Origin of the sequence: Dactylosporangium sp. NPDC051541, assembly GCF_044454505.1 — a bacterium.
Classification (GTDB): Bacteria; Actinomycetota; Actinomycetes; order Mycobacteriales; family Micromonosporaceae; genus Dactylosporangium.
The window spans coordinates 133,121-156,725 of sequence record NZ_JBITDU010000020.1; the positions used below are offsets into that span (position 1 = coordinate 133,121).

General features: G+C 70.3%; 16 protein-coding genes and 1 pseudogene. 12 read left to right on the plus strand and 5 right to left on the minus strand.

Features of this window, described 5'->3' with window-relative positions; genetic code table 11:
- The first annotated feature begins 3 nt into the window (after positions 1-3).
- The 7 genes from nuoL to ACIA8L_RS49150 all read left to right on the plus strand — a co-directional run bounded on the left by nuoL (position 4) and on the right by ACIA8L_RS49150 (position 8,920).
- Positions 4-1,914 (plus strand): NADH-quinone oxidoreductase subunit L, encoded by a 1,911-nt coding sequence (gene nuoL / locus ACIA8L_RS49120; protein ID WP_395916047.1) that lies wholly within the window; start codon positions 4-6, stop codon positions 1,912-1,914.
- Complete coding sequence (locus ACIA8L_RS49125; protein WP_395916049.1) at positions 1,911-3,446, plus strand: NADH-quinone oxidoreductase subunit M; 1,536 nt, start codon at positions 1,911-1,913, stop codon at positions 3,444-3,446. Before nuoL ends, ACIA8L_RS49125 begins: the two co-directional genes overlap by 4 nt.
- Positions 3,443-4,978: an NADH-quinone oxidoreductase subunit NuoN gene (gene nuoN, locus ACIA8L_RS49130; protein ID WP_395916051.1), complete on the plus strand. Its 1,536-nt coding sequence runs from the start codon at positions 3,443-3,445 to the stop codon at positions 4,976-4,978. Before ACIA8L_RS49125 ends, nuoN begins: the two co-directional genes overlap by 4 nt.
- Positions 4,979-5,085: 107 nt before the next feature.
- On the plus strand, positions 5,086-6,108 hold the full coding sequence (locus ACIA8L_RS49135) for a polyprenyl synthetase family protein (RefSeq protein ID WP_395916053.1): 1,023 nt from the start codon (positions 5,086-5,088) through the stop codon (positions 6,106-6,108).
- Positions 6,109-6,557: 449 nt separating this feature from the next.
- The gene (locus ACIA8L_RS49140) at positions 6,558-7,334 is read left to right on the plus strand and encodes an IclR family transcriptional regulator (RefSeq protein WP_395916054.1); all 777 of its coding nucleotides are present in this window, start codon (positions 6,558-6,560) and stop codon (positions 7,332-7,334) included.
- A 216-nt stretch (positions 7,335-7,550) separates the two neighbouring features.
- Complete coding sequence (locus ACIA8L_RS49145) at positions 7,551-8,045, plus strand: sigma-70 family RNA polymerase sigma factor (RefSeq protein ID WP_395916110.1); 495 nt, start codon at positions 7,551-7,553, stop codon at positions 8,043-8,045.
- On the plus strand, positions 8,042-8,920 hold the full coding sequence (locus ACIA8L_RS49150) for an anti-sigma factor family protein (RefSeq protein WP_395916056.1): 879 nt from the start codon (positions 8,042-8,044) through the stop codon (positions 8,918-8,920). Before ACIA8L_RS49145 ends, ACIA8L_RS49150 begins: the two co-directional genes overlap by 4 nt.
- A 194-nt stretch (positions 8,921-9,114) precedes the next feature.
- On the opposite strand, the gene rarD is transcribed toward ACIA8L_RS49150, so the two are convergent.
- The 3 genes and pseudogenes from rarD to ACIA8L_RS49165 all read right to left on the minus strand — a co-directional run bounded on the left by rarD (position 9,115) and on the right by ACIA8L_RS49165 (position 12,874).
- Entirely contained in the window at positions 9,115-10,059 is a 945-nt protein-coding gene (gene rarD / locus ACIA8L_RS49155; protein WP_395916057.1) for an EamA family transporter RarD, read from the minus strand.
- A 329-nt stretch (positions 10,060-10,388) separates the two neighbouring features.
- A pseudogene (locus tag ACIA8L_RS49160) lies at positions 10,389-10,736 on the minus strand (phage holin family protein); the annotation flags it as partial.
- A gap of 128 nt (positions 10,737-10,864) precedes the next feature.
- Positions 10,865-12,874 (minus strand): type VII secretion protein EccE, encoded by a 2,010-nt coding sequence (locus ACIA8L_RS49165; RefSeq protein WP_395916059.1) that lies wholly within the window; start codon positions 12,872-12,874, stop codon positions 10,865-10,867.
- Between the two features lie 4 nt (positions 12,875-12,878).
- Between ACIA8L_RS49165 and eccB the strand changes: the two genes are divergently transcribed.
- Positions 12,879-14,519 (plus strand): type VII secretion protein EccB, encoded by a 1,641-nt coding sequence (gene eccB, locus ACIA8L_RS49170; protein ID WP_395916061.1) that lies wholly within the window; start codon positions 12,879-12,881, stop codon positions 14,517-14,519.
- Positions 14,520-14,581: 62 nt separating this feature from the next.
- Here eccB and ACIA8L_RS49175 read toward each other — a convergent pair whose 3' ends face one another.
- Complete coding sequence (locus tag ACIA8L_RS49175) at positions 14,582-15,403, minus strand: DNA adenine methylase (protein WP_395916062.1); 822 nt, start codon at positions 15,401-15,403, stop codon at positions 14,582-14,584.
- Between the two features lie 171 nt (positions 15,404-15,574).
- Here ACIA8L_RS49175 and ACIA8L_RS49180 point away from each other — a divergent pair, with 171 nt between their 5' ends.
- Positions 15,575-15,901 carry a WXG100 family type VII secretion target gene (locus ACIA8L_RS49180; RefSeq protein ID WP_395916064.1) on the plus strand — a complete coding sequence of 109 codons (327 nt, stop codon included), beginning with the start codon at positions 15,575-15,577 and terminating at the stop codon, positions 15,899-15,901.
- A 15-nt stretch (positions 15,902-15,916) separates the two neighbouring features.
- Positions 15,917-16,216: a WXG100 family type VII secretion target gene (locus ACIA8L_RS49185; protein WP_395916066.1), complete on the plus strand. Its 300-nt coding sequence runs from the start codon at positions 15,917-15,919 to the stop codon at positions 16,214-16,216.
- Positions 16,217-16,676: 460 nt separating this feature from the next.
- Here the strand turns inward: ACIA8L_RS49185 and mycP are convergent, their stop codons facing one another.
- Positions 16,677-17,696 (minus strand): type VII secretion-associated serine protease mycosin, encoded by a 1,020-nt coding sequence (mycP, locus tag ACIA8L_RS49190; protein ID WP_395916068.1) that lies wholly within the window; start codon positions 17,694-17,696, stop codon positions 16,677-16,679.
- A gap of 584 nt (positions 17,697-18,280) precedes the next feature.
- Between mycP and ACIA8L_RS49195 the strand changes: the two genes are divergently transcribed.
- Together ACIA8L_RS49195 and ACIA8L_RS49200 are read left to right on the plus strand one after the other, a co-directional pair.
- Positions 18,281-23,212 carry an SseB family protein gene (locus ACIA8L_RS49195; RefSeq protein WP_395916070.1) on the plus strand — a complete coding sequence of 1,644 codons (4,932 nt, stop codon included), beginning with the start codon at positions 18,281-18,283 and terminating at the stop codon, positions 23,210-23,212.
- Positions 23,213-23,237: 25 nt separating this feature from the next.
- Positions 23,238-23,603 (plus strand): hypothetical protein, encoded by a 366-nt coding sequence (locus tag ACIA8L_RS49200; protein ID WP_395916071.1) that lies wholly within the window; start codon positions 23,238-23,240, stop codon positions 23,601-23,603.
- Positions 23,604-23,605: the final 2 nt, after the last annotated feature.

A 23,605-nucleotide genomic window follows, 5' to 3' on the forward strand; every position in this document is an offset into this window, starting at 1 on the left:
GTGGTGGAACAAATCGCCTACTCGGCGGCGACCGGGTGGCTGGGCTCGTTCTGGCTGCTTCCGACGATTCCGCTGGCGAGCGCGGCAGTGCTGCTGCTGCTCGGCAAGCGGGCCGACCGCTGGGGCCACTGGCTCGGCGTGTTGAGCGTCGCGGCCTCATTCGTGCTCGGCCTGACGTACTTCTTCACCCTGCGCGGGCTGGAGAACCGTTCCGGTGTCGAGATCAAGCTGTGGGACTACATCGGCGTCGGGGACTTCCACGTCGACATGGGTCTCCTGTTCGACCCGCTGTCGGCGATGTTCGTCCTGCTCATCACCGGCGTCGGCTCCCTGATCCACCTCTACGCGGTGGGCTACATGGAGCACGACCCGGGCCGGCGGAAGTTCTTCGGATACTTCAACCTCTTCATCGCGGCGATGCTGTTGCTGGTCCTCGGCAACAACTACGTGATGCTCTACTTCGGCTGGGAAGGCGTGGGTCTCGCCTCCTACCTGCTGATCTCCTTCTGGTATCTGCGCCCGAGCGCGGCGACCGCCGGGAAGAAGGCGTTCCTGATGAACCGCGTCGGTGACGCGGGCTTCGCGATCGCGATCTTCCTGATGTTCGCCTACTTCGGCACCGTGGACTACGACAAGGTCTTCAACAGCGCCGGCAGCCTGGGCCACAACGCGATCCTCTGGATCTGCCTGCTGCTCCTGCTCGGCGCGGCCGGCAAGTCCGGCCAGTTCCCGCTGCAGGCCTGGCTCCCCGACGCGATGGAGGGCCCGACCCCGGTCTCGGCGCTGATCCACGCGGCCACGATGGTGACCGCGGGCGTCTACCTGATCGCCCGCTCCCACCCGCTCTTCAACGCCTCGCCCGACGCCCAGACCGTGGTGGTCGCGGTCGGCGCGCTGACGCTGCTGATCGGCTGCGTCATCGGCTGCGCCAAGGACGACATCAAGCGGGTCCTGGCCTGGTCGACGGTGTCGCAGATCGGCTACATGTTCCTGGGCGTCGGTCTGGGCGGGGCGGCCTACGGGCTGGCCCTGATCCACCTGCTCGCCCACGGCTTCTTCAAGGCCGGCATGTTCCTCGGCGCGGGCTCGGTCATGCACGGCATGCACGACCAGACCGACATCCGCCGCTTCGGCAACCTGCGCAAGTACATGCCGATCACCTGGATCACGTTCGGCCTCGGCTGGCTGGCGATCATCGGCTTCCCTGGCCTGTCCGGCTTCTTCTCCAAAGAGCCGATCATCGTCGCCGCCTTCGAGCGCGAGGGCTGGACGGCCTGGCTCTTCGGCGGGGCGGCGCTGCTCGGTGCGGGCCTGACCGCCTTCTACATGACCCGGCTGTTCTGGCTGACGTTCCACGGCCCGGAGCGCTGGACCGAGGACATCAAGAAGCCGCACGAGTCGCCGGCGGTCATGACGATCCCGCTGATCCTGCTGGCGGTCGGCTCGGTCTTCGCAGGCTGGCTGCTGTCGACGTCGGTCCCGGACTGGCTCACGCCGACCTTCGGCACCGAGCAGGCCGAGGCCGAGCCGGTGCTCTCGCACAGCGTGATCACGATCCTGTCGCTCGTCTTCACCTTCGTCGGTGCGGGCCTGGCGATCGCGCTGTTCAACCGGGGCACCGCGCTCGCGGAGGAGCCGGCCAACCCGCTGGTCACCGCCGCCCGCCGCAACCTCTACACCGACTCGTTCAACGAGATCGTGTTCGAGGCGCCCGGTCGCTACCTGACCCGGGCCCTGGTCTACCTCGACAACCGCGGCATCGACGGGCTGGTCAACGGCCTCGCCGCGGGCGTCGGCGGCGGATCGGGCCGACTGCGCCGGGCCCAGACCGGGTTCGTGCGCTCCTACGCCCTTTCCATCCTCGGAGGTGCGGTGCTCGTGCTGGCCGCCACGCTTGCGGTGAGGTTCGGATGAGCCACTTCCCATACCTGACCGTCCTCACGGCCGCGCCGCTCGTCGGTGCGGTAGGTGTCGCGCTGCTCCCCAAGGACCGGCCGAACCTGGCCAAGCAGGCCGCGCTGGTCTGGTCCGTGGTGATCCTCGCGCTCGGCGTCGGCATGTGGGCGAAGTTCGACTCCAGCCCGGACGCCGAACGGTTCCAGATGAAGGACTCCTGGACCTGGATCCCGCAATGGGGGGCCAAGTTCACCTTCGCCGTCGACGGCATCGCGCTCGTCATGATCGCGCTGATCGTCCTGATGGTGCCGCTGGTCATCCTGGCCTCCTGGCACGACGCGGAGAACAGCAAGCGGTCGGTGCCGGCCTACTTCGCGCTGCTGCTGTCGCTCGAGTGCACGATGATCGGCGTCTTCGCCGCCCAGGACGTGTTCCTGTTCTACGTGTTCTTCGAGGTCATGCTCGTGCCGATGTACTTCCTCATCGGCTCCTACGGCGGGCAGCACAAGCAGTACGCGGCGGTGAAGTTCTTCCTCTACTCGCTGCTCGGCGGCCTGTTCATGCTGGCCGCGCTGGTCGGGCTGTGGGTGCTGGGCGGCCAGACGTTCGACTGGCAGACGCTGGTCAACGCCGACTTCTCCACCAACACCGAGCGCTGGCTGTTCCTCGGGTTCTTCGTCGCCTTCGCGATCAAGGCGCCGTTCTTCCCGTTCCACACCTGGCTGCCCGACGCCGGTGGCGCCGCGCCCGCCGGGTCGGCCGCGTTGCTGGTCGGCGTCCTGGACAAGGTCGGGACCTTCGGGATTCTGCGGTACTGCCTGCCGCTCTTCCCCAACGCCTCCAAGGACTTCGCCTGGCTCGGGCTCACGCTCGCGCTGGTCGGGATCATCTACGGGGCGCTGGTGGCCATCGGCCAGAAGGACCTCAAGCGCCTGGTGTCATACACCTCGATCGCGCACTTCGGCTTCATCGGCGTCGGCATCTTCGCCTTCACGACGCAGGCCGGCACGGGTGCGGTGCTCTACATGGTCAACCACGGCCTCGCGACCGGCCTGCTGTTCCTGGTCGTCGGCATGCTGGTGGCCCGCCGGGGCAGCGCCCTGGTGACCGACTTCGGCGGCGCCGGCAAGCTCATGCCGGTGCTGGCGGGAGTGTTCTTCATCGCCGGCCTCGCCTCCCTGGCGCTGCCCGGCACCTCGCCCTTCGTCTCCGAGTTCCTGGTGCTCATCGGCACGTTCACGGTGAACAAGACGGTCGCGATCATCGCCACCGCCGGCATCATCCTGGCCGCCGGCTACGTGCTGTGGATGATCCAGCGCACCACCCAGGGCACTCCGAACCCGAAGCTGGCCGAGATCAAGGCCATGGGCCGGGACCTGTCCGTCCGTGAGGCCGTCGTCGTCGCACCCCTGATCGCGCTGATCCTGCTGCTGGGCTTCTACCCCAAGCCGCTGACCGACGTGATCAACCCGGCGGTGAAGGCGACGATGCAGGACGTCGGCAAGACCGACCCGAAAGCCACCGTGGGTACCGTGGAGGCCGGCAAGTGAACGACAAACTCCAACTGCCGCATCTGGACTACGCGGCGCTCTCGCCGATGCTGATCCTCTTCGGCGTCGCCTGCGTCGGTGTCCTCGTCGAGGGGTTCGTCCCCCGGCGCATCCGCCACGTGGCGCAGGTCACGCTGGCGCTGGCCGGCCTGGTGGCCGCGCTGGTCATGGTGATCCGGCAGGGCAAGACCGAGGTCATCACCGCGTCCACGGCGGTCGCCATGGACCGGCCCGGCCTGTTCCTGTCCGGTGCCATCATCGTGCTGGGCATTGTGGCGGTACTGCTGATCGGCGAACGGACCCTGGAGTCGGGCGGCGCGTTCGTCGCCCAGGCCGCGGTCACCGCCAACACCGACCGCGACCGTGAGCAGTCCGTGCGCACGAGCGGTGCCACCGAGGTGTTCCCGCTGACCATGTTCGCCCTCGGCGGCATGATCCTGTTCACCACCGCCAACGACCTGCTGACGATGTTCGTGGCGCTCGAGGTCTTCTCCCTGCCGCTCTACCTGCTCTGCGCGCTGGCTCGCCGCCGGCGGCTGCTGTCGCAGGAGGCCGCGATGAAGTACTTCCTGCTCGGCTCGTTCGCCTCGGCGTTCTTCCTGTTCGGCATCGCGCTGGTCTACGGCTACGCGGGCCAGATCGACTTCAAGGCGATCGACGGGGCCATCCAGGCCGGCGGCAAGGACGACATCCTGCTGTACGTCGGGCTGGCCCTGCTCGCCATCGGCCTGCTGTTCAAGGCGGCCGCGGTGCCGTTCCACGTGTGGACGCCGGACGTCTACCAGGGCGCCCCGACGCCGATCACGGCCCTGATGGCGGCCTGCACCAAGGTCGCCGCCTTCGGCGGGCTGCTGCGCCTGGTCTACGTGGGCTTCCACCGGACCGAATGGACGATCCAGCCGGTCCTGGGCACGATCGCGGTGCTGACCATGATCATCGGCGCGATCCTGGCCGTGACCCAGACCGACATCAAGCGGCTGCTCGCCTACTCCTCGATCGCCAACGCCGGCTACGTCCTCATCGGCGTGATCTCGCTCAACGACAAGGGCCTGTCGAGCTCGCTGTTCTACCTCGTGGCCTACGGCTTCACCGTGCTCGCCGCGTTCGGTGTCGTCACCCTGGTGCGCGACGCCGATGGCGAGGCCACGCACCTGTCGCGCTGGGCCGGGCTGGGGCGGCGCTCCCCGCTCTACGCCTCGCTGTTCACCTTCATCCTGTTGGCCTTCGCCGGTCTGCCGCTCACCAGCGGTTTCACCGCCAAGGTCGGCATCTTCGCGGCCGGTATCGACGGCGACCAGACCTGGCTGGTGATCGCGGGTGTGGTGAGTTCCGCCATCCTCGCCTTCCCCTACCTGCGGGTCGTCGTCATGATGTGGCTGTCCGAGCCGGGCGAGACGACGCCGGCCGTGTCCATCCCGGGCGCCATGACGGCGGCCGCGCTGGTCATCGGGACCGTCGCCACGCTGGTCCTGGGCGTGGCGCCGGGGGCACTGCTCGAGGTCACGCAGAGCGCCGGAAAGTTCTTGAGTTAGCCACTCGCTAGTCTGGAAACACCGACGGTGACGTCCCCCGTGGCCTGCCACGTGGGGACGTCCCTGTATCGGGAGTCGGGAGTTCGTATGGCATCGTTGGAGCTGTGGTGAGTACGGGAACCGTGCAGTCGAGTGCCGCGGTCGGCTTGACCCTTGCCGATCCGCAGCTGGAGCGCAACGTAACGGCGATCCTGCGGGACGTCGAGGCGGTGCTGATCGACTCCGTGCACAGCGCCAACCCGCTGGTCACCGAGGCGGCTCGGCACCTGCTGCACGCGGGTGGCAAGCGGATCCGCCCGATGCTGGTGGGCCTGGCCGCGCAGTTCGGCGACCCGACGTCCCGTGATGTCGTCATCGCGGGCGCGGTGGTCGAGCTGACCCATCTGGCCACCCTCTACCACGACGACGTCATGGACGAGGCCCAGGTCCGCCGGGGCGCGCCCAGCGCCAACTCCCGCTGGGGCAACGCGCTGGCCATCCTGGTCGGCGACTACCTGTTCTCCCGCGCCGCCGACCTGGCCGCCGAGCTGGGCGTCGACGCCGTCAAGATCCAGGCGAGCACGTTCTCCCGGCTGGTGCACGGCCAGATCGACGAGACCTCCGGCCCGCTGGACGGCGAGGACGCGATCCAGCACTATCTGCGGGTCCTGGAGCACAAGACCGGCTCCCTGATCTCGACCAGCGCCCGCTTCGGGGCGATGTTCGGCGGCTGCCCGCCGGAGCAGGTCGACGCGCTGGCCCGGTTCGCCGAGACCTTCGGCATCGCCTTCCAGCTCTCCGACGACCTCATCGACATCGCCAGCGACGCCACCGAGTCCGGCAAGACGCCCGGCACCGACCTGCGCGAGGGTGTCCGCACGCTCCCGGTCTTGTACGCGCTGGCGTCCTCGGACGACGACGTGTCCGCGGTGCGGCTGCGTGAGATCCTCGCCGCCGGCCCGGTGACCGATGACGCACTGCACGCCGAGGCTCTGGGCCTGCTGCGCGACTCCGCGGCCCTCAAGCAGGCCCGGGAGACCGTCCGGGGCTATGCGGACGCCGCTCGGGAGGCCCTGGCCGTGCTGCCGGAGGTGCCCGCCCGGGTCGCGCTGGAGTCGCTCTGCGACTTCATCGCCGACCGCACCAACTAGTCCGGCCAACCTGCTCCTAGACCGACGCCGGTCAATGTGATTTTCACCGGCGTCGGTCTTTGCGTGCGGCATGGGCAGCGCAAACAGGGCCGATGAGTGCAAGGTGCACGTTGCTCAATGCCATCTGGCGGGATACCTCTGCCGACGACAAGTCGCAACGGCGCGATGACACGGCGGAGTGACGCATGCGCAGTATTGCTTCAACTACTCACTAGCGTCGCCTTTACTTACTCAGGCATCCTAGGGCCACATGAGGTCATTACTTATGCGGGACGGCGTGTCGCGTGGTGAGTAGCACGATCGGCATGTCCAAAATGGTCCGTTCATCGCTATGTGCAGCCCTCGAATTTCCCCTGACCTCGCGCCATAAATGATCAGATTGTTCCCTCGACCCTCTCTAATTTCATATGGTGTGACTCCAGTTACTGCTGCGGCTGGGGAGGGCGGCGGTGCGGGATCCACAAGCCGAACCCTCGGATCTCATCCGAAGCGTTTCGAGGGCCCTACGAGTCTTGGAGGCGGTTGGTCAGTCGCCCCGTGGTCTGACAGTGAAGCAGATCGCGCGTCGATGTGACTTCACCGTCGCCACCACCTACCACCTGGTCCGGACCCTCGCCTACGAGGGCTACGTGATCCGGCGGGAGAACGGCACCTATGTGGTCGGTCTGGAGATCGCCGACCGCTACCGCGAGCTCGTCCTGGCCTTCCGGGGCCCGGGCGCCGTCATCGACCGGCTGCGCCGCGCGGCCGCCGAGACCGGATACTCGCACTACCTCGGCCGCTTCGTCGGCGGCCGGGTCGCGGTGACCGCCATGGCCGAGGGTCCGCGGACCCCGCCGATGGACGATCTCGTGCCGGGCTATGACGAGGCCGCGCACGCGACCGCGCTGGGCAAGGCGCTCCTCGCGACGATGAGCGCGGACCAGCGGTGGCGGTTCCTGAAGGAGTACGGCATGAAGGCCTACACCTCCGCGACCCTCACCTCACCCGAGGCGCTCGACTCGGACCTGGCCGCCGGCGACCGCCGCGGCATGCAGATCGAGATCGGGCAGTTCCGGCAGGGCCTGGCGTGCGCCGCCGTCATGGTCGTCAACGACCGCGACCAGGACCGCCGGGTGGTGCTGGCGTGCGCGCTGCCGCCGGCCGAGCTGATGTCCTCGGCGAAGGTGGTCCGCACCCGCCTCCTGGCCACCGCTCACCACTTGGCGACGGTCCTCGCCGAGTAACGGTTGGGTCTCACCGCTGTCCTTTTCATCCGATAAGTCGGGCACTCCGTGCCGCGACTTATCGGATTTTTCGTATATGTCCGGGTCCGTTGGCGCGATTGCCGATGTCGCGTGCGCGACAACTCCCATACCCATGAACCTCTGTGCGTATTAGTGCGTAGAAGCTGGTGGAAGGAATCGGAAACATAACGAAGCGTGAGTAGAGACGATGCTGACCTGCTGAAGGCGCTCCACGCGGAGCACGGCGACGCGCTGTTCGCGCACACCTTGCGACTGACCGGCGGCGACCGCCAACGGGCCGAGGACCTCGTGCAGGAAACTCTGCTGCGGGCCTGGCAACACCCGGAGGCGCTCGACCCGGCCCGTGGCTCGGTCCGTGCCTGGCTCTTCACCACCGCCCGGAACCTGGCCATCGACGCTTGGCGAAGACGTTCCGCGCGGGTGGGCGAGGTTTTTACCGACCAAATGCCGGAGACTCCGGTTGTGGTCGATGAAACTGAGCGCGCGGTGGAGTCCTGGGTGATCGCGGAGGCGCTGGCCCGGCTCTCCCGTCCGCACCGAGAGGTGCTGGTGGAGTGCTTCTACGCGGGACGCTCCGTCGCTGAGGCGGCAGAGCGGCTCGGTGTGCCTGCGGGCACGGTGAAGTCGCGGACATACTACGCACTGCGTTCGCTGAAGGTCGTCCTAGAGGAATTGGGGGTGACGCAATGAGGTGTGAGCACCTCCATGACTCGGCCGTCTACGTGCTGGGGGCGTTGTCGCCGCCCGAGCGCGAGGCATACGAGCGGCATCTCGCCGACTGTGCGCAGTGCCGTGCGGAGGTGGCGGAGTTCTCCGACCTGCCAGGCCTGCTGGGCCGGCTCGACCCGGAGATCGCCGCGCAGATCGCCTTGGCGTCCGACGACGACCTCGACGCGGACGGCCCACCTTTTTTGGCCGATGCTCCGGCCGGCCGCACCGCTGGGGGCGCACCGGCCGCAACGGGAACGCGCTGGGCCGGTCCTACCGTCACGCCCGATGACGGCCCCACCGTCAGCCCGACCGACTCCCGCTGGGCCGGCCCGACCGCCGTACCGGCTCCGGCCGCTTCGCGGGTGAACGGCAGCCCCGTCGACCCGCTGCTGCCCCGCGTCCTGGACCGCGCCCAGAACGCCCGCCGCACCGCCCGCCGCCGCCGTCGTTGGCAGACGGCGGGCACCGCGCTGGTGGCCGCGTTCCTGGGCGTCATCGCCGTGGTCGGCATCCGCGCGGCCGGTGTCGGCCAGCCCGACTGGGAGGCCATGCGGGAGGTCGCCTCGGCGGTGCCCGTCTCCGCCTCGCTGGCCCTGTCCGACGATTCGGGCGGCACCGAGGTCCGGATGAAGTGCGGCTACAAGGCCGGCGAGAACGGCGCCGAGTACTCCAAGTGGACCTACACGCTCGTCGTCGTCCCCAAGACCGGCCAGCCCCAGGAGATCTCCACCTGGAGCGCCCGGCCGGGCGACCAGATGGAGCTGTCCGCGCACAGCGACATTCCGGAGTCGAACATCGCCCGCGTCGAGATCCGCAAGGGCGACGGGACGCCGCTGCTGACCCTCGCCACCTGATCTTCCGTCCTCTACTCACTCACACAGGTGCGGCGGCCGACCCCTAGCCAGGGCCGGCCGCCGTGTCGCTTTGTACAGTGCCCGCCTCGCCGACCGCTCCTGGGCCGCCGCACGCGCTGACCGTGCGGTCGCTTTATTCGGCGGCGCCGACGGTGGCGAGCGGTGCGGCCGTCTGTCGCGTCGTTCGGTGGCGTTTATTCGGCGGCGCCGACGGTGGCCGGTTCGTTGGCGGCGGTGGTGGCGGCTGATTCGCGTTCCGCGCGGTTGCGGCGGGCGGTGCGGAAGGCATCCCAGCTGAACAAGGCCAGCGCGCACCACACGATGACGAAGCCGGCGAGCCGCACGGGCGGGAGCGGTTCACTGAAGACGGCGACGCCGATGATGAGCTGCAGGGTTGGCGTCAAATACTGCAAAATGCCCAGCCCGGAGAGCGGCACGCGGTTGGCGGCCTCCGCAAAAAGCAGCAGTGGTACTGCCGTGAGGAGCCCGCTTCCCGCCAGCATCACCGAGTGCCACGCGGAGACCGTGCCGAATGTCGACTGGTGCTGGGAGGTCAGCCACAGGAGGTACACCAGCGCAGGCAGGGTTAAAACGCCGGACTCCAGGAACAGGCCTTCGGCCGCGGGCAACCCGAGCCGCTTCTTGGCCAGCCCATAGCACCCGAACGACGCGGCCAGGGTGAGCGCGATCCATGGCAGCTGTCCGTAGTCCACGCTCAGGATCACCACCGCGACCGCACCGATCCCGAGCGCGACCCACTGCAGGGCACGGAGGCGTTCACGCAGGATGAGCACGCCGAGCAGGATGACGAAGAGGGGGTTGATGAAGTACCCCAGCGACGCCTCGACCACCCGGTCCGTGTTCACGGCGAAGATGTAGACGCCCCAGTTGACCGCGATGAGCACGGCCGCGGCCGCGAATCCGGCCATCCGCTTGGGCTGGCGCAGCAGCTGCCCGACGCTCCGCCAGTGCCGGATGACGACCAGCACCAGCACCATGCTCACCAGCGACCAGACGATCCGATGCGCGAGCACCTCGACCGCGCCGGCGGGTCGCAGCGCGTGGAAGTACAGCGGGAAGCCGCCCCACAGCACATTGGCGGTCAGGGCATAGAGATATCCACGGCGCAGCGGGTCCACGCTTCCACCGTATGCCTATCGCGGTAAGGAGTGGGTGCTGTCCCACTCCTCACGCGATGTCGTTCGTCACCAGCTGGCGGGCGTTATCGGTAGTCGTCGTACCCCTGGTCGCGGTTGCCGTACTGCTGGCCGCCACCGCCCCGGTTGCCGTATTGCTGGCCGCCGCCGTATTGCTGGCCGCCGTACCCCTGCTGGCCGCCGCGGTTGTCGTAACCTTGCTGGTAGCCGCCGCCGTACTGCTGGGGCTGTTGCGGGCGCTGCGGAGGCCGCCGGTCATAGTCGTCGTCCCGCCGCCGCTTCTTGTCCTTGCCGTCGGGCACGAAGAAGTTGAGCAGCCAGCTGACCACGCCGATGAACAGCGCCCCGAGCACCGCCGTTGGCCAGAACTTGTCAACCCGGAACGGCAGGTCGAGCGTCTCCGCAATCTTGCTGGTGAGCAGCAGCAACGCCCCGTTGACGACGAGCGAGATCAGTCCGAGGGTAAGAATGTAGGCGAAGCACCCGATCGTCTTGATGATCGGCCGCAACACCGCGTTGACCACCCCGAAGATCGCCGCCACCACGATGAGCGTGAGGACCTTCTTCCCGGTGTCGCCCTGAACCGTGATCCCCGAGATCACAAGCGTCGCCAGCCAAACCGTGAACGCACTCACGGCGAGCCGGATGAGGATTCCCATGCCGGTGATCGTGCCACGCTGGAGCCAGCCCAGAACAGCCCGCTTTCAACCCATCTCACCCTGAGATCCCCGCCGCCCACGCCCGCCGCGGCTCAGCTCGCGGCCGGTCAGTGCGGCGGCTTCCGGGCTCACCAGTCGGATGCGGGCGGTGGAGTTCGGCGTGGAGGGCGGATGCGGGGGCGGGGACGGGTGGGCGGCCCGATCAGTTGGAGCTCGAGCGGGGTGGGGGCGAGGTGAGTCCAGCGGACGGTTTCGCGGTTGGCGACCACGGCGAGCATCGCGGGCCCGACGCGGATGAACCAGTCGTGGGACTCGTGCAGGTCGAGGACGCCAGCGGCCAGGTCTGCCTCGGGCGGGGTGAGGGGCTGCAGCAGGGTCAGGTCGGAGCGGATCAGCAGGTCCGAGTCGGCGGTAGTCAGCTCGTTGCGCAGGAACAGCATCGTGCGCCAGGGCGATTCCAGGATGGGGTTCGCTTGACCGGGCACCGGCCCGACGTCAAGGAGCAGCAGCTGCGGCGACGTGGCGGTTGCCGGTGGGGGATCGGGCACCGGGCCGGACGCGATGAGGCTCAGCGACTCCACGTTGCCCAGAGCGCGCAGAAACGGTTCCCAAGTCTGTGGCCTAGCCGACTGCACCAAAACACGCGCACCGACCGCCAGAGCCCGCAGTACGACCATCTGCGCGCACCGCACCCCACCGACCAGCGCGACCCGAGTCGGTTCGGGCCGAAACAGCCGCACGACCAACGGCGCCCGATGCCGGTCGACCCCGAGCATGACCCCGTCCCCGCCGAACACCGCCTCACCCGCCGCCCGCACCGCCCCAGGCACGCCATCGCCTCGCGGGCTGCCAACTCCATCGTCCGTGCCACCGGCCTGGGCACCGGAAGCGCCGACCGCCCGTGCGCTGAAAGCGCCGACCGCTTGTGCGCCGGAAGCGCCGTCCGCCCGTGTGCTGCCAATCCTCCTGCCAGCCCTTTGGTGAACCCTCCAGTCGCCCGACTCCCCGAGCACGTCTTGCCCGGACACGAGACCGGCCAGCAGCGCAGCATCTCGGCTCGCACCGCCGCCCAGAGGCAAGGTCGCCGCCAGCCCATCGACCCGCGCCCCATTGAGCCGACTCACCTGCGCGCCCGTCGCCTGGGCCAGCTGCCGCAGCGCCGCCTCACCGTACGCAAGCAGCACCGAACTCGGAGCGGCCAACCGCACCAAACACTCAGCCCGAACCGTCTCCCCCTCCAGTCCCGGCGGCCCTAGACCACCGCCACCCCACGCGCCCGAGCCGCCTTCGCCGCGCGCGCCTGAGCCACCGCGACCGCGCGCGCCTGCGCCACGGTCACCTCGAGCGTCCGAGCCGCCGCCATTCCACGCGCCCGCGCCGCCGCTCTCTCGCGGGCGCGGGCCGCCGTTGCCCAGCGGACCTGATGTCGTCGTGTCGCGGCCTCCGATCGCCGCAAGTACGCCCACCCGCCCCGAGTCACCGTTGACTTCGCGGTCGTCAGGTGCGGGCGAAGCTAGAAGATGCGCTGAATTTGCGAACTGAGCGGTGACCGAGACGGTCGTCGCCGCGGTGGGCAGCATCAGGAGCCGTTCCATGAAGAACGGCTGCTCAGGCCAGTCCCGTATTCGGAACACCGCATGCTCCAGGCCGCCGACCTCCAGCCGCGACCGGCTCTCCCGGACCGGATAGACGGGATCGTGCTGGGCCGCCTCCGCCAACGCCGCCAGCGCCGGTCCCGTCGCCAAGGGCCGAGCAGGGAGACCGGCCTTGGTGAGGAGCCGCACGATCCGCTGCGTGGCCAGCAGGAGCGTCTGCTCCAGATCAGAGTGCTGAAACCCGCCGGCCCGGCGCACTCGCACGGCGATCAGTACTCGCTGCTGCGCCAGGACCCGGCCCTCGCTGAGCTGGCGATATGAGTCGGCCGAGGGTGAAGTCGGCCGCGTCCTCGGCGCGGTGACCGCGGTGACCAGCAGCTGCACCCGGGCCGCGGGCACGCCGGGACCGGGCGGCGGCAACAGCGCACTCAGCGAGGGCAATGGCGCCCATACAGTGCCGAACAATGCCGACAAATCTCCCACGCGCACGATGGCCGCGAGGCCGTCGATGTCCTCGAGCACCCCCACGTCGGCCTCGTCCATGGCAATGGCCGAGACCGAAGTGCCCGGCCGGACCAGGGAGAACAAGCGCTCGTTCGAAACACCCGAAGGCAGCCCCGCCAACCGTCGCGAGCGGTGCGGTACCAATGCAAGAAAGAGCACTGCCAGCACAAACGGAAGCGCGACAAAGATCCAAATCCCACCGGCGACCCAGGCGAAAGCCGCGAGCGCGACCGCCGCCTGCGCGGACACTATTCGCCTGGCCAAAGACATATCGCCTCCCGCCGATCAACTGGACGGGCTTATCGTATGGCGCCGGTACGACATTTTTGGGGGCCCGATGGCGTCGCGGCAAGACCAACTACAGTCGTACCAGTTCATCGCCCAGCGGGTCGCCGCCGCGCTCGTCGCCAGGGAGAGTGACCCTGTTCAGCGGCCCTTTCGGCGGGTCGGCGGCGCGGTCCTGGTGGGGCTGCTGCTCGCGTCGCTCGGCGTCGGCGGGGCGGCGGCGCTGGCGGTTGTTCGATCCGGGAGTTCTGGCAAATGGCGCAATGACAAAGCTGTCATTGTGGAGGCGGAATCGGGCGCTTTGTTCGTGTACCGCGGCGATGTCCTGCATCCTGTGCTGAATCAAGCGTCGGCGCTGCTGATCCTCAATACTGCCGGTGCATCTACGGTCGTCGTGCCACGATCGGTGCTGGCTCAGGCGCCGCGCGGTGAAACTTTGGGCATCCCCGGTGCGCCGAGCTCGATTCCGGCCGCATCCGCTCTGCGGAAAGGGCCGTGGACGGTGTGCTCGACGCCTGAAGGATCGGTGCTTTTTGTTGGCGGCGGGCCTCAGGGCGGTACCCCCGCAGAAATAAAAGGATTGCTCGTCAACGGTCCGGACCGGAAAACGTATCTGCTGTGGCACGGGTTCAAGCACCTCATCCGCGATCCGGGCGCCGTTCTGCCTGCTCTTGTGTGGTCGGCGCGGCCGCCGGCGGAGGTGGCGCAGGCGCTTTTGCACGCGGTACCGAGCGGGACCGACCTCACCATTCCGGCCGTGCCCGATCGGGGCCGAACCGTGGCCGCCGGCAAAATCGGGCAACTGTACGGCGTCGCGGTCGGTCAGCGCACTGACGCATTCATTGTCACCGAAGACGGCCTGGCATCGATAACGCCATTGCTCGCACAGTTACTCCTCGCGGCCCCGGAAACGCGCAGCGTCCAGCCCGACGGGCGATTCTTACCACTCACCCCCGCCGCACTCACGGCGATGGTTCAGGGTGGCTCGGTGAAGGCGTTCGCCCCGGATTCGGGAGGCGCGGGCGCCTTGCCTGCGGCACCGCCGGAGTTGATAGAAGCAAATGCCGATTCCGTGTGTACTGCCAATGCTCTGACAATCAACGTCGAGCTTCCCGATCTCACGCACGCCTTGTACACGACATCGGCCACGACCGCCGGGGCGGTGCTGGCGGATCGCATTGTGGTACCACCCGGAACCGGCGCTTTGGTCCGCACGGATACAGGTGTAGTCACCCTGGTCACCGATCTCGGAAGGCGCCACACTGTGCCAGTACCCGATGCGCTGGGCGCCCTCGGATACAGCGGCGAGCAGCCCACGGCCGTCCCCGGTGAACTGGTCGCACTGTTACCCGCGGGACCGGCGCTCGACCCAGTCGCGGCCGCAGCGGTCGTGCAATAAGCCATGCACTTAGGGGCGAGCGACGAAGGCGGTGAGCTTGTCCTATTGTCGGCTACTCTCAATCAATAGTTGGTCAGCACCAGGTCGAAGCTTGCTCGGGCGGCCGCGCGCAGGTTGATGTCGCGACGTGTCGCCATGCGGGCAGTCTGGAATCCGGCATAAATGGTGCGGGTCGCGTCGGTGTCGCTGTTCGTCATCGTGAGCAGGACGCCGCGCCGGGAAGCCGCGTGCATTTCGGCGGCCAGCCGTTCGTGGTCGGCGTTTCGGAACTGCCCCGAGGTGTACCGTTTGAAATCGGCGAACCCGCCCTCCGGCAGATACGGCGGGTCCAGAAACACCCAGTCGCCGGCCTCCGCCTCCTGCAACGCATCGGCGAAGTCGCACAGCCGCACATCGGCTCCGGCGAGTGCCTGGGAGGCTTCGAGGAGCGTTTCCCGGCGATAGTACGGCCGATCGTAGGCTCCATAAGGAGTGTTGAACACGCCGCGCCGGTTTACCCGCCACAGGCCCCGGAACGCCGTCTTGTTCAAATAGATGACCCGGGCCGCTCGCTCGATCGTGCCCAGGTCAGCGGGGTCCTGACGGCGGATGCGGGCGAAGTCCTCGGGCGTGTTCGCCATCGCGTCCAGGCGCTCCATCACCGCCTCCGGCTGGGCCGCGACGGCCTGGAAACAGGCGACGAGCTCGGGGTTGGCGTCGGAGAGTACCGCTTTAGCCGGGCGCAGCTCGAAAAAGACCGCGGCGCTGCCCATGAACGGTTCCCAGTAGCGGCCGGTGAACGGGGGAGCGGCCGCGACGAGCTGCGCCGCATAGCGCGTCTTCCCGCCGGCCCACTTGATGAACGACCGGACGTCCCCGCGTGAAGATCGCCCCGCCGCAGCCATGCCGGACATCATAAAGGCGAAATGCCGGAAGTTATCCACAGCGGGGGATTGGGTCTGGTGGGGGAAAGCCGGGGGCCGATACCTTCGGCTGGTCCCGAGTTGGCCACGGGATTTTGAGGCGCCTGGTTGTTGAGATCAAGTGTCCGCTTCGAGGAAACGGGGTGATCGCCGGTGGCGCAGACGACGCACGCGCAGCAGGCCGAGCTCAACTCGGCCGCGCAACGGTTCGAGCAGGTGAATGGCGAGCTGCAAACCATGCTCAACACGCTGATGCGGGAGCTGGAAGTGACCCGCGCCGGCTGGCAGGGCGCCGGCGGCCGGACGTTCGCCCAGGTGAAGCTCGCGTTCAAGGCCGACCAGGACGTGCTCAACCGCAACCTCCTGGAGACGTCCGAGGGCCTGCGCACCGCGGGCCGCAACTATGACGCCACCGACGCCGAGGCCGCGGGCCACCTCCGCCGCGCCGGCAACACCGACCTGTCCGCACTCGGCGGCTGACCCCGGAGGCATGTCATGGACGACACGCTGGTAGTCGACTTCGGCGCGCTGCAACACGCGAGCCAGTCCATCCAGACCGCGCTCAACACCCTCCACGCCCGCCTCGACGAGGTCTCCGATCTGGGCAAACGACTGACCGCCAGCTGGCAGGGCGACGCCAAGGACGCCTACGCCCTGCGCCAGGCCAACTGGGAACGCGCCGGCACCGACCTGGCCCAAATGCTGCGCGACGTCCGGCTCGGGGTCGAGGATTCGATGCAGCGATATCAGGAGACGGAGGCCCGCAACACCCGCCTGTTCCCTGGTCAGAGCTGACCCGCACGGTGGCCTTGACGGCGGCGGCGCTCTTCTTCGGGGAGCGCCGTTCAGCCGTTGCGCTCACCGCACCGCCCCACCCCGGCCCGGGCCGGCGGGGCGAAGCGCTGCCCGGCCCGCGGATCGCCCGGCCCGCGGATCGCCCGGCCCGCGGATCGCCCGGGCGGGAAACGCGCGGACGGAATTCGAGTGGCCGCCTCAGGACGATCGCGGGGGATGTGCGAGTGGTCGGCCCGAGGCGCTGCGGCGAGGTCCGGCGACCGGAGTTACGGCTTTGGGCACATGGTGACGATCCCCATGCGCACGACCCGCCCCGGTTGCCTCGGCAAGGGCCGGCGGCCAGCGCTACAGCCTTGCCTGCGGCGACGTCTGGCGGCCGAGGCTACGGCTTTCGCCACATGGTGAGGCTCCCACGAGCGCGAACCCGCCCCGGTTGCGCGGCGAGGTCCGGTGGCCCGCGCTACGGCTTTGGCGAGCGTAGGCCGGGTCGCCAGCCGCGGCGGCGGGCTCGAGGGAGGATCACGGCGAGGCTGACGGCCAGTGCGATCGCTGTCAGACCAGACAAGGCCCAGGTCAGGGTCGTTCGGGTCGCGGCGGACTGTGCGGCTGACTGGGAGGTGGTGGCGGGCTGGGTGAGGTGCTGCGTGACTGGCCTAGGGGAGGCGCCGGTCCATTCCGTCAACGCGCGGTACGGGTTCAGGACACCAGCGCCGTAGCCGTCGCCTGCTCGGCCGCCGTCGGCTGTGGCGATTAGCTGGGCGGTTACCTGGGCGGCGGTTAGGTCCGGGCGGTACTGGCGAAGGAGCGCGGCGGCGGCTGAGACGAACGGGGCGGCGAAGCTGGTGCCTTCCATCGTCGTCCAGCCGTCTGGTGTTGCCGTCGTCACAATTTGCGTGCCGGGTGCGACGAGGTCGACGTACGTGCCCCACTGGGACGTCGTGGCCCGCTGGCCGTCCGGCGTGATGGAGCCGACGCCTAGGACGCCGTCGTACGCGGCCGGGTATGGCGTGCGGTTGCCCAGCTCGGCGCCGTTGCCCACGGCGGCCACGACCACCACGTCGTGATCGAGGGCGAACTTGACGGCGTCGCGGATGGCCTGGTCGTCCGAGTACGACACCAGGCTCAGGTTGATGACCCGCGCGTGCCCGGCGACGGCGGCGCGGATGGCGTTGGCCAGGCCGGCTGGAGTACCACGGCGGCCTGTTGTCGTGCCATCGGCGGCCTCCGTCTGCTCGCTGACCCGCAGGGCGAGGATCGTGACGGCCGGGGCCAGGCCGCGAAACTGTGTGGCCAGCGACGGACGGGCGGCGATGATGCCCGCGACACCGGTGCCGTGGCCGACGCAGTCGAGGGTCGAGCCGCCCCCGTCCAGCTGGTCGGGGCCGGCCTGGACGGCGCCCTTGAGCTGGGCATTCCGGGCATCCACGCCGGAGTCGACCACCGCCACCACGATTCCGCGGCCGTCGGCAAGAGCATTCAAGCGGCTTTGGTCGTACCGCTGCAGCGCCCACGGCAAACCCGACGCCACCGACACCGGCCGCTGCGGCGGCTGACTCGGACACGCCGCGGGCGCCCGGGCCGCAGGTGCGAGAGCCGCACCTCCGCCTCGAGCCGCTCGGAACCCGGCGGATGCCGATCCCGCCAAACCCACGGCGGCCGATCGCGCGCTGACGGGCGGCGGACCCGAGTTGGGTGATCGCGAGGGAGTCGATGTTGCTGTCGGTGAGGCCGCGGTGACCGTTGGGCTCATGGTGGAAAAAACCGCAAGCATCGACAAAGCCACCAAAGCGGACAGTGCGCGCCGGCGGTGGGGCATGGCGTCATGGTAGGGGGCTGGGCATTGATGGGGTGCCCCGTAGCCAGGTCGCTGTCGTCCGTCTTGACTGGTTCGGACGTCGAACGGCTCGTATGGGTGCTGCGAATGAGACAGCCTTGTGAACGGTCCGGCTTCGATCGCTATGCTGGCCGGAGCGCTTGCCCGCGTCGCACCCCTCGAATTGCCGTGGCCATATAGGTTAGGTTTCGGCGACGCGGCGGTTTCCGAGCCCGAAGAGGGGGTGGCCGTTGAGCGAGTGGGAGCCGGCCACCGAGGCCGAGGTCGCCATGCGTGACGCGCTGCGCGCAAACGACCAGGAGCAGTATTTCCGCATCCTGGCGCGCACGGACGTCCTGCTGCCGATCGCGCCCGAGGGTTCGTCCGGCAGCGATGGCGGGTGGGGCACGTGGACCACCGAGGGCCGCACGCACGTGCTGGCCTTCACGTCACCGTCCGCGCTGCAGGAGTGCCTCGCGGGGCATCCGGGCACGCATCGCCGGGTGCCGTTCCGGGACCTGGCCGGGATCTGGCCCAACGTCGAGTGGTGGCTGGCGGTCAACCCCGGCCTGCCCGTCGAGGGCTACCTGCCGTCGTGGTTCGTGGCGCAGATCAGCCGCGGCGACGTCCGGCTGCCCGGCCGCACCCTGGGCGCGCGGGCCCGCATGGAGCAGGCGTCGTCGCGCACCCGTGCGACCGCGCAGGTGCCGCTGCGGACCGTGCCCAACCAGCCCGCCCCGACGCCCATCGAGCGCCAGCGCATGAAGGCGGACCAGGCCGGCTCCTCGGCCCCGCCGGCGTCGACGGTTCCGCCCCGCCGTGAGGTACCCCCGCCGGATGTCGCTCCTCCGGGCGCCTTCCTCCCGACAAGGGCGGACCGGCCCATCCACTTCGAGCGTTCGGCCGGCCGCCCCTTCACGCCACCGCCGCCCGCCTCGGCCCGCCCGACTCCGCCGCCGTCATCGGCACCGCCGGCCGCTCCGCTGCCGGTGCCCCCACCGGCGTCCGCACCACCCGCACCGCCCCTGGACAACGGCCCGACCTCCCCGGCGCCGACCTCAGGCGCCGGTGCCGTCCGCGGCCGCGCGTCGTTCCCGGGCCCCGGCCCCCACGGCCTGTTCGACGACTCGGACCGCCGTTCGCTGGACATGCCGGGCGAGCGCGAACTCTTCACCGGCGTCGACCGCCGCGCCGAGCGCCCGCAGAACGGAACGCCATCCTCCGGCCTCCCGTCGCGCCCCTCGAGCGTCCTGCCGTCCTCCCGCCCGGTCAGCGGCGACGCCGCCCTGCCACCCCGCCCCACCGGCCGCGACTCCGGCCTCCCGCCACGCCCCATTGATCGCGACCCGGGCCTGCCGCCACGCCCGATCGACCGCGACGCGGGCTTGCCACCACGCCCGATCGACCGCGACCCGGGCTTCCCGCCGCGTCCCATCGACCGCGACCCGGGCCTGCCGCCACGCCCGATCGATCGCGACCCGGGCTTCCCGCCGCGGCCAATCGACCGCGACTCCGGCCTGGCCCCGCGCCCGCTCAGCGACCCGGGCCTCCCACAGCGCCCGCTGCACGACCCGGGCCCGTCTCCGCGCCCGCTCGGCGAGCCGCGTCCATACGGTGGCGACTCCACCCCACCGTTGCGAGCAGCGGGCAGCGCCGGCTCCGGCCTGCCCCAGCGCCCGATGGGCGGCGACTCCGGCCTCCCGTCCCGCCCGCCCGCCGGCGGCTCCGGCCTCCCGTCCCGCCCACTGGGCAACGACTCCGGCCTGCCACAGCGCCCGCTCGGCAACGACTCCGGCCTTCCGCAACGCCCTGCCAGTGGCGACGACCGCGCCCGTGACGACCGCCCCCGTGACGACCGCGCCCGTGAGGAGGGCCGGGACCCGCGCTACTGGCCCCGCCGCGAGCCGGCCCGCAACATCGGGGAGGTCTACACGGAGCACGCCGCTCCCGTACTCCCCGCCGCCTGGCAGCCGCCACCGGACCTGCCGGTCGTCTCTGGCCCGCCGTTGCCGACCAGGCAGCCACAGGCGACGCGCCCCGACGACTCGGCCCCGACGTTCCGCCCCGGTGGCACCCTGCCGCCGCGCCCGCCCGTGCAGGAGTCGTCGGCCCTGCGCGAACCGCCGCCGTACCGTCCGGGGGATCGCCTCGCTCCCGGCGGTGGAGAGCCGCTGCCGTCACGCCCACGGCCCGGCGAGCCCCAGGGGTACCGCTCCGGTGACTCCCTGCCGTCACGCCCCCTCTCGGGCGAAGTCTTCCGCCCCGGTGACCCGCTCCCGTCGCGCCCCGGTGCGGGCGAACCGTTCCGCGCGAACGAGCCGTTCCGCGCGAACGAGCCGTTCCGTCCGGGTGACCCGCTGCCGTCCCGCCCGGGTGCCGGTGAGCCGTTCGGCCCCGGCGATCCGCTGCCGACGCGGCCCGGTGCCGGTGAGACGCGGCCCGGTGCGGGGGAGTCGTTCCGCTCCGGTGACCCGTTCCGCTCCGGTGACCCGCTCCCGTCGCGGCCGGTGCAGGGCCAGCCGTCGGCGTACCGGTCGGCCGAGCCCACCCCGCCCTCCGAAGACACGCAGCCGATCCCGCCGGGCTGGGCCAACGCCGCCGGCGCCCGCCCATCGTGGTCGCCGCCCCCAGCCAACGAGCCGGCCCGCCCGTTCGGTGAAGACCCGGCGCGCTCGTTCGGTGAAGAGCCGGCGCGGCCGTTCCGTGACGTGTCGGCCGGTGCGCGCAGTGCCGGATTCGGCCGCAGCGACCTCGACGAGCACCCGTTCTTCGCAGCCGACCCGGGCCCCGCTGACCCCCGGCTCGCCGACCCTAGGTCCGCCGACCCTAGGTCCGCTGACCCCAGGCCCGCCGACTCGCCGCGCGGCATGTTCGACCCGGCGCCCCAGTCGGGCCGTCCAGAGCCCGCCGCGCCCGTCACGCCACCACCGCCACCTGCCGCGTGGTCGAGCGCGCCGGCACCGCACTCGGCCCACCCCGAACCGCCCGCGTCCGTCACCCCGCCACCGCCACCGCCGCCGTCGTCGTCGCCATCGAGCGCCGCGTGGTCGAGTGCGCCGGCCCCGGCCTGGGACGAGCAGCGGTCCGAGCCGATCGGACAAGAGCCGCGAATCGCGCCCGCGCCCGAGGAGCCGGCTGGCTTCTTCAGCGGCCGGGCAGAGGTACAGTCGCCGTTCTTCCAGCCGACCACGGAGCCGCAGCACTCGTTCTTCGGTGACCAGCCGGCCGACCCGACCCCAGCGCCGCGGCAAGAGGAGCAGCGGCCGGAGGAGCAGCGGGCGTTCTTCGACGACGAGCCCGAGCCGCAGCGGTTCAACGCGTTCGGTGAGGCCCGCAGCGACGATCCGCCGATCCGTGACCCGTACGCGGCCCTGGCCGACCTGCGGTCCGAGCCCGACACCGATGACGAGCCGGCGCAGCTCTCGTTCGCCTCCGGCGCGCAGGAGCTGGTCGAGCACCCGCCGGCGGTGGTCCCGGAGGAGCCGGCCAAGGAGCCCGAGCCGCCCGCGGCCCCGGTCAGCTGGGCCGAGTCGGCCTGGTCGGCGTCGACGCCGACCGAGTCGAGCTGGTCGAGCGCGAGCGGTCCGGAGAAGGAGAACACCGGCTCGTTCTTCCTGGTCGGGCCGGGTCGCGAAGGCGAGGACCGGCCCGCCGAGGAGCCGTCCGCCGGGCTGCGTTCGTTCTTCGAGGACGGTGCGGCCGAACGGCCGGACTTCCAGCAGGACGTGGTGCAGGACCTGCCGCAGGACTCGGTGCAGGACTTCCGGCCGGTGCGTGAGCCGGAGCCGGAGCCGGAGCCCAGCCTGGACCCGGAGCCCACCCCGGAGTCGGCGCCGACCAGCGGTGGAGCGGGCGCGGTGCCGGGCTTCCGGCCAACGCTCGAGGATTCGCTGCCGTCGACCGGGCCGGGGTACCAGACGGGCTCCGAAGCAACGCCGGAACCCGAGGTCGCGTGGGCGTACCAAAGCGAAGAACAAGCGGTGATCGAGCCGGTCTATGAGCCGGAGATCGTCGAGGACGCGCCGCCGGTGCGACTGCACGACGAGATCGTCGACGCCGAGGTCGTGACCCCGGAGCCGGAGCCGCCGCAGCCCGAGGAGCCGTCGGCCGAGGAGCCGCCGGCCCAGGAGCCGGAGCCGCACCAGCCGGAGTCGCACCAGCCGGGCCCGCCGGCGGCGGCCGAGCGGCCGGAGGAGCAGCCCAAGGCGCCGATGGCACCGGGTGACTTCCGCCCGGCCAACACGGTCGAGAAGGACCTGTTCGAGGCCGTTCAGGCGAACAGCACCGACCGGTTCCTGTCGACGCTGCTGCTGGCCAAGGTGCTGATTCCGTTCTGGACCGGTGACGGTCCGGTGGAGCCGGCGCGGTGGCGGACCGAGCACATGAACGGCCTGCCGCACCTCGTCGTGTTCACGTCGCAGGAGCGGATGACGGAGCGTCTCGGCGAGGACGCGCGCGGTAGCTGGATCAAGTTCACCCGCATGATCCGGCACTGGCCGCCCGGCGACGAGCTGGCGTTCGCGATCAACCCGGAGACGCCGGCCGGCGCGGCGCTGCCCGGCACCGAGGTCGTGCAGCTGGCGAGCTGGGCGACCGAGATGGGGCTCGGTGTCGACGACCCGGACGAGCAGCCGGTGGCGGTGGCCGAGCCGAAGCCGGAGCCGCCGGCCGAGAAGCGGCCCGCCTACGAGCCGCCGGGCTCCGGCCGCGAGCAGGTCATGCAGAAGCCGATCTCGCCCGAGCAGCTGTCGTACTACCTCGAGCGCAACTACGACCGCGTGTCCGGGTTCGTGCACCGGGCCGGCGAGGTCGCGCACCTCGAGACGCCCGAGCAGCTCTACAACGCGCTCGGCCTCAGCTATGCCGGGTCATCGTTCAAGCCGGACGCCGACGAGGCGTACGTCCTGCGCTGGATCGCCTACCGCGGCGACCTGTACCGGATCCCTTACGGTGGGCAGTCACCCGAGGCCATGCGGGCGATGGAAGGCTGGGTCATCGAGCGCGGCCCGTTCCGTGGCAACGGCTTCGCCCCGAGCGAGACCGGCGACGTGATCGCCGAGTTCAAGGTCGACAGCGCCCGCCTGCCGCACAATGCCGAGCTGTGGCGCCTGCGCCGGGACGGCCGCCAGGACCTCATCGCCCGCCTCGACGCGGACGGCCCGTCGTGGCGAAAGGGCCCGTAGTGACGCTCACCCGAGAGGCGACGCGGTGATCCGCGACGGTTACGCAGCGCGATGGCACGGCGCGGAGTACGAGGCCAGCCCGGACGGCGACGACGTGCGCCTGTACCGCCCCGACCCCAGCGACGGCTTCGACGAGGTCCGCCCGGGCCGCTACCGCCGGGTCGTCGCCCGCGGCGAGGTCGACGAGCTGGTCTACGTCCGCACGACCTGCTTCTGGCGGGCCGAGCCGTTCATCGTGCTGGGCGAGCACGAGGGCTGGCTGCGCGTGGAGTACACGGGCGGCCGGGCGCCGGCCGCGGCCGAGCTCGGCCTCGAAGAGTTTGATTACGGCGTATACCAAGGCTGGGCCCCGCGGGCCGAGGTCAGCGAGCTGCGCGAATACCGCGTATAGAA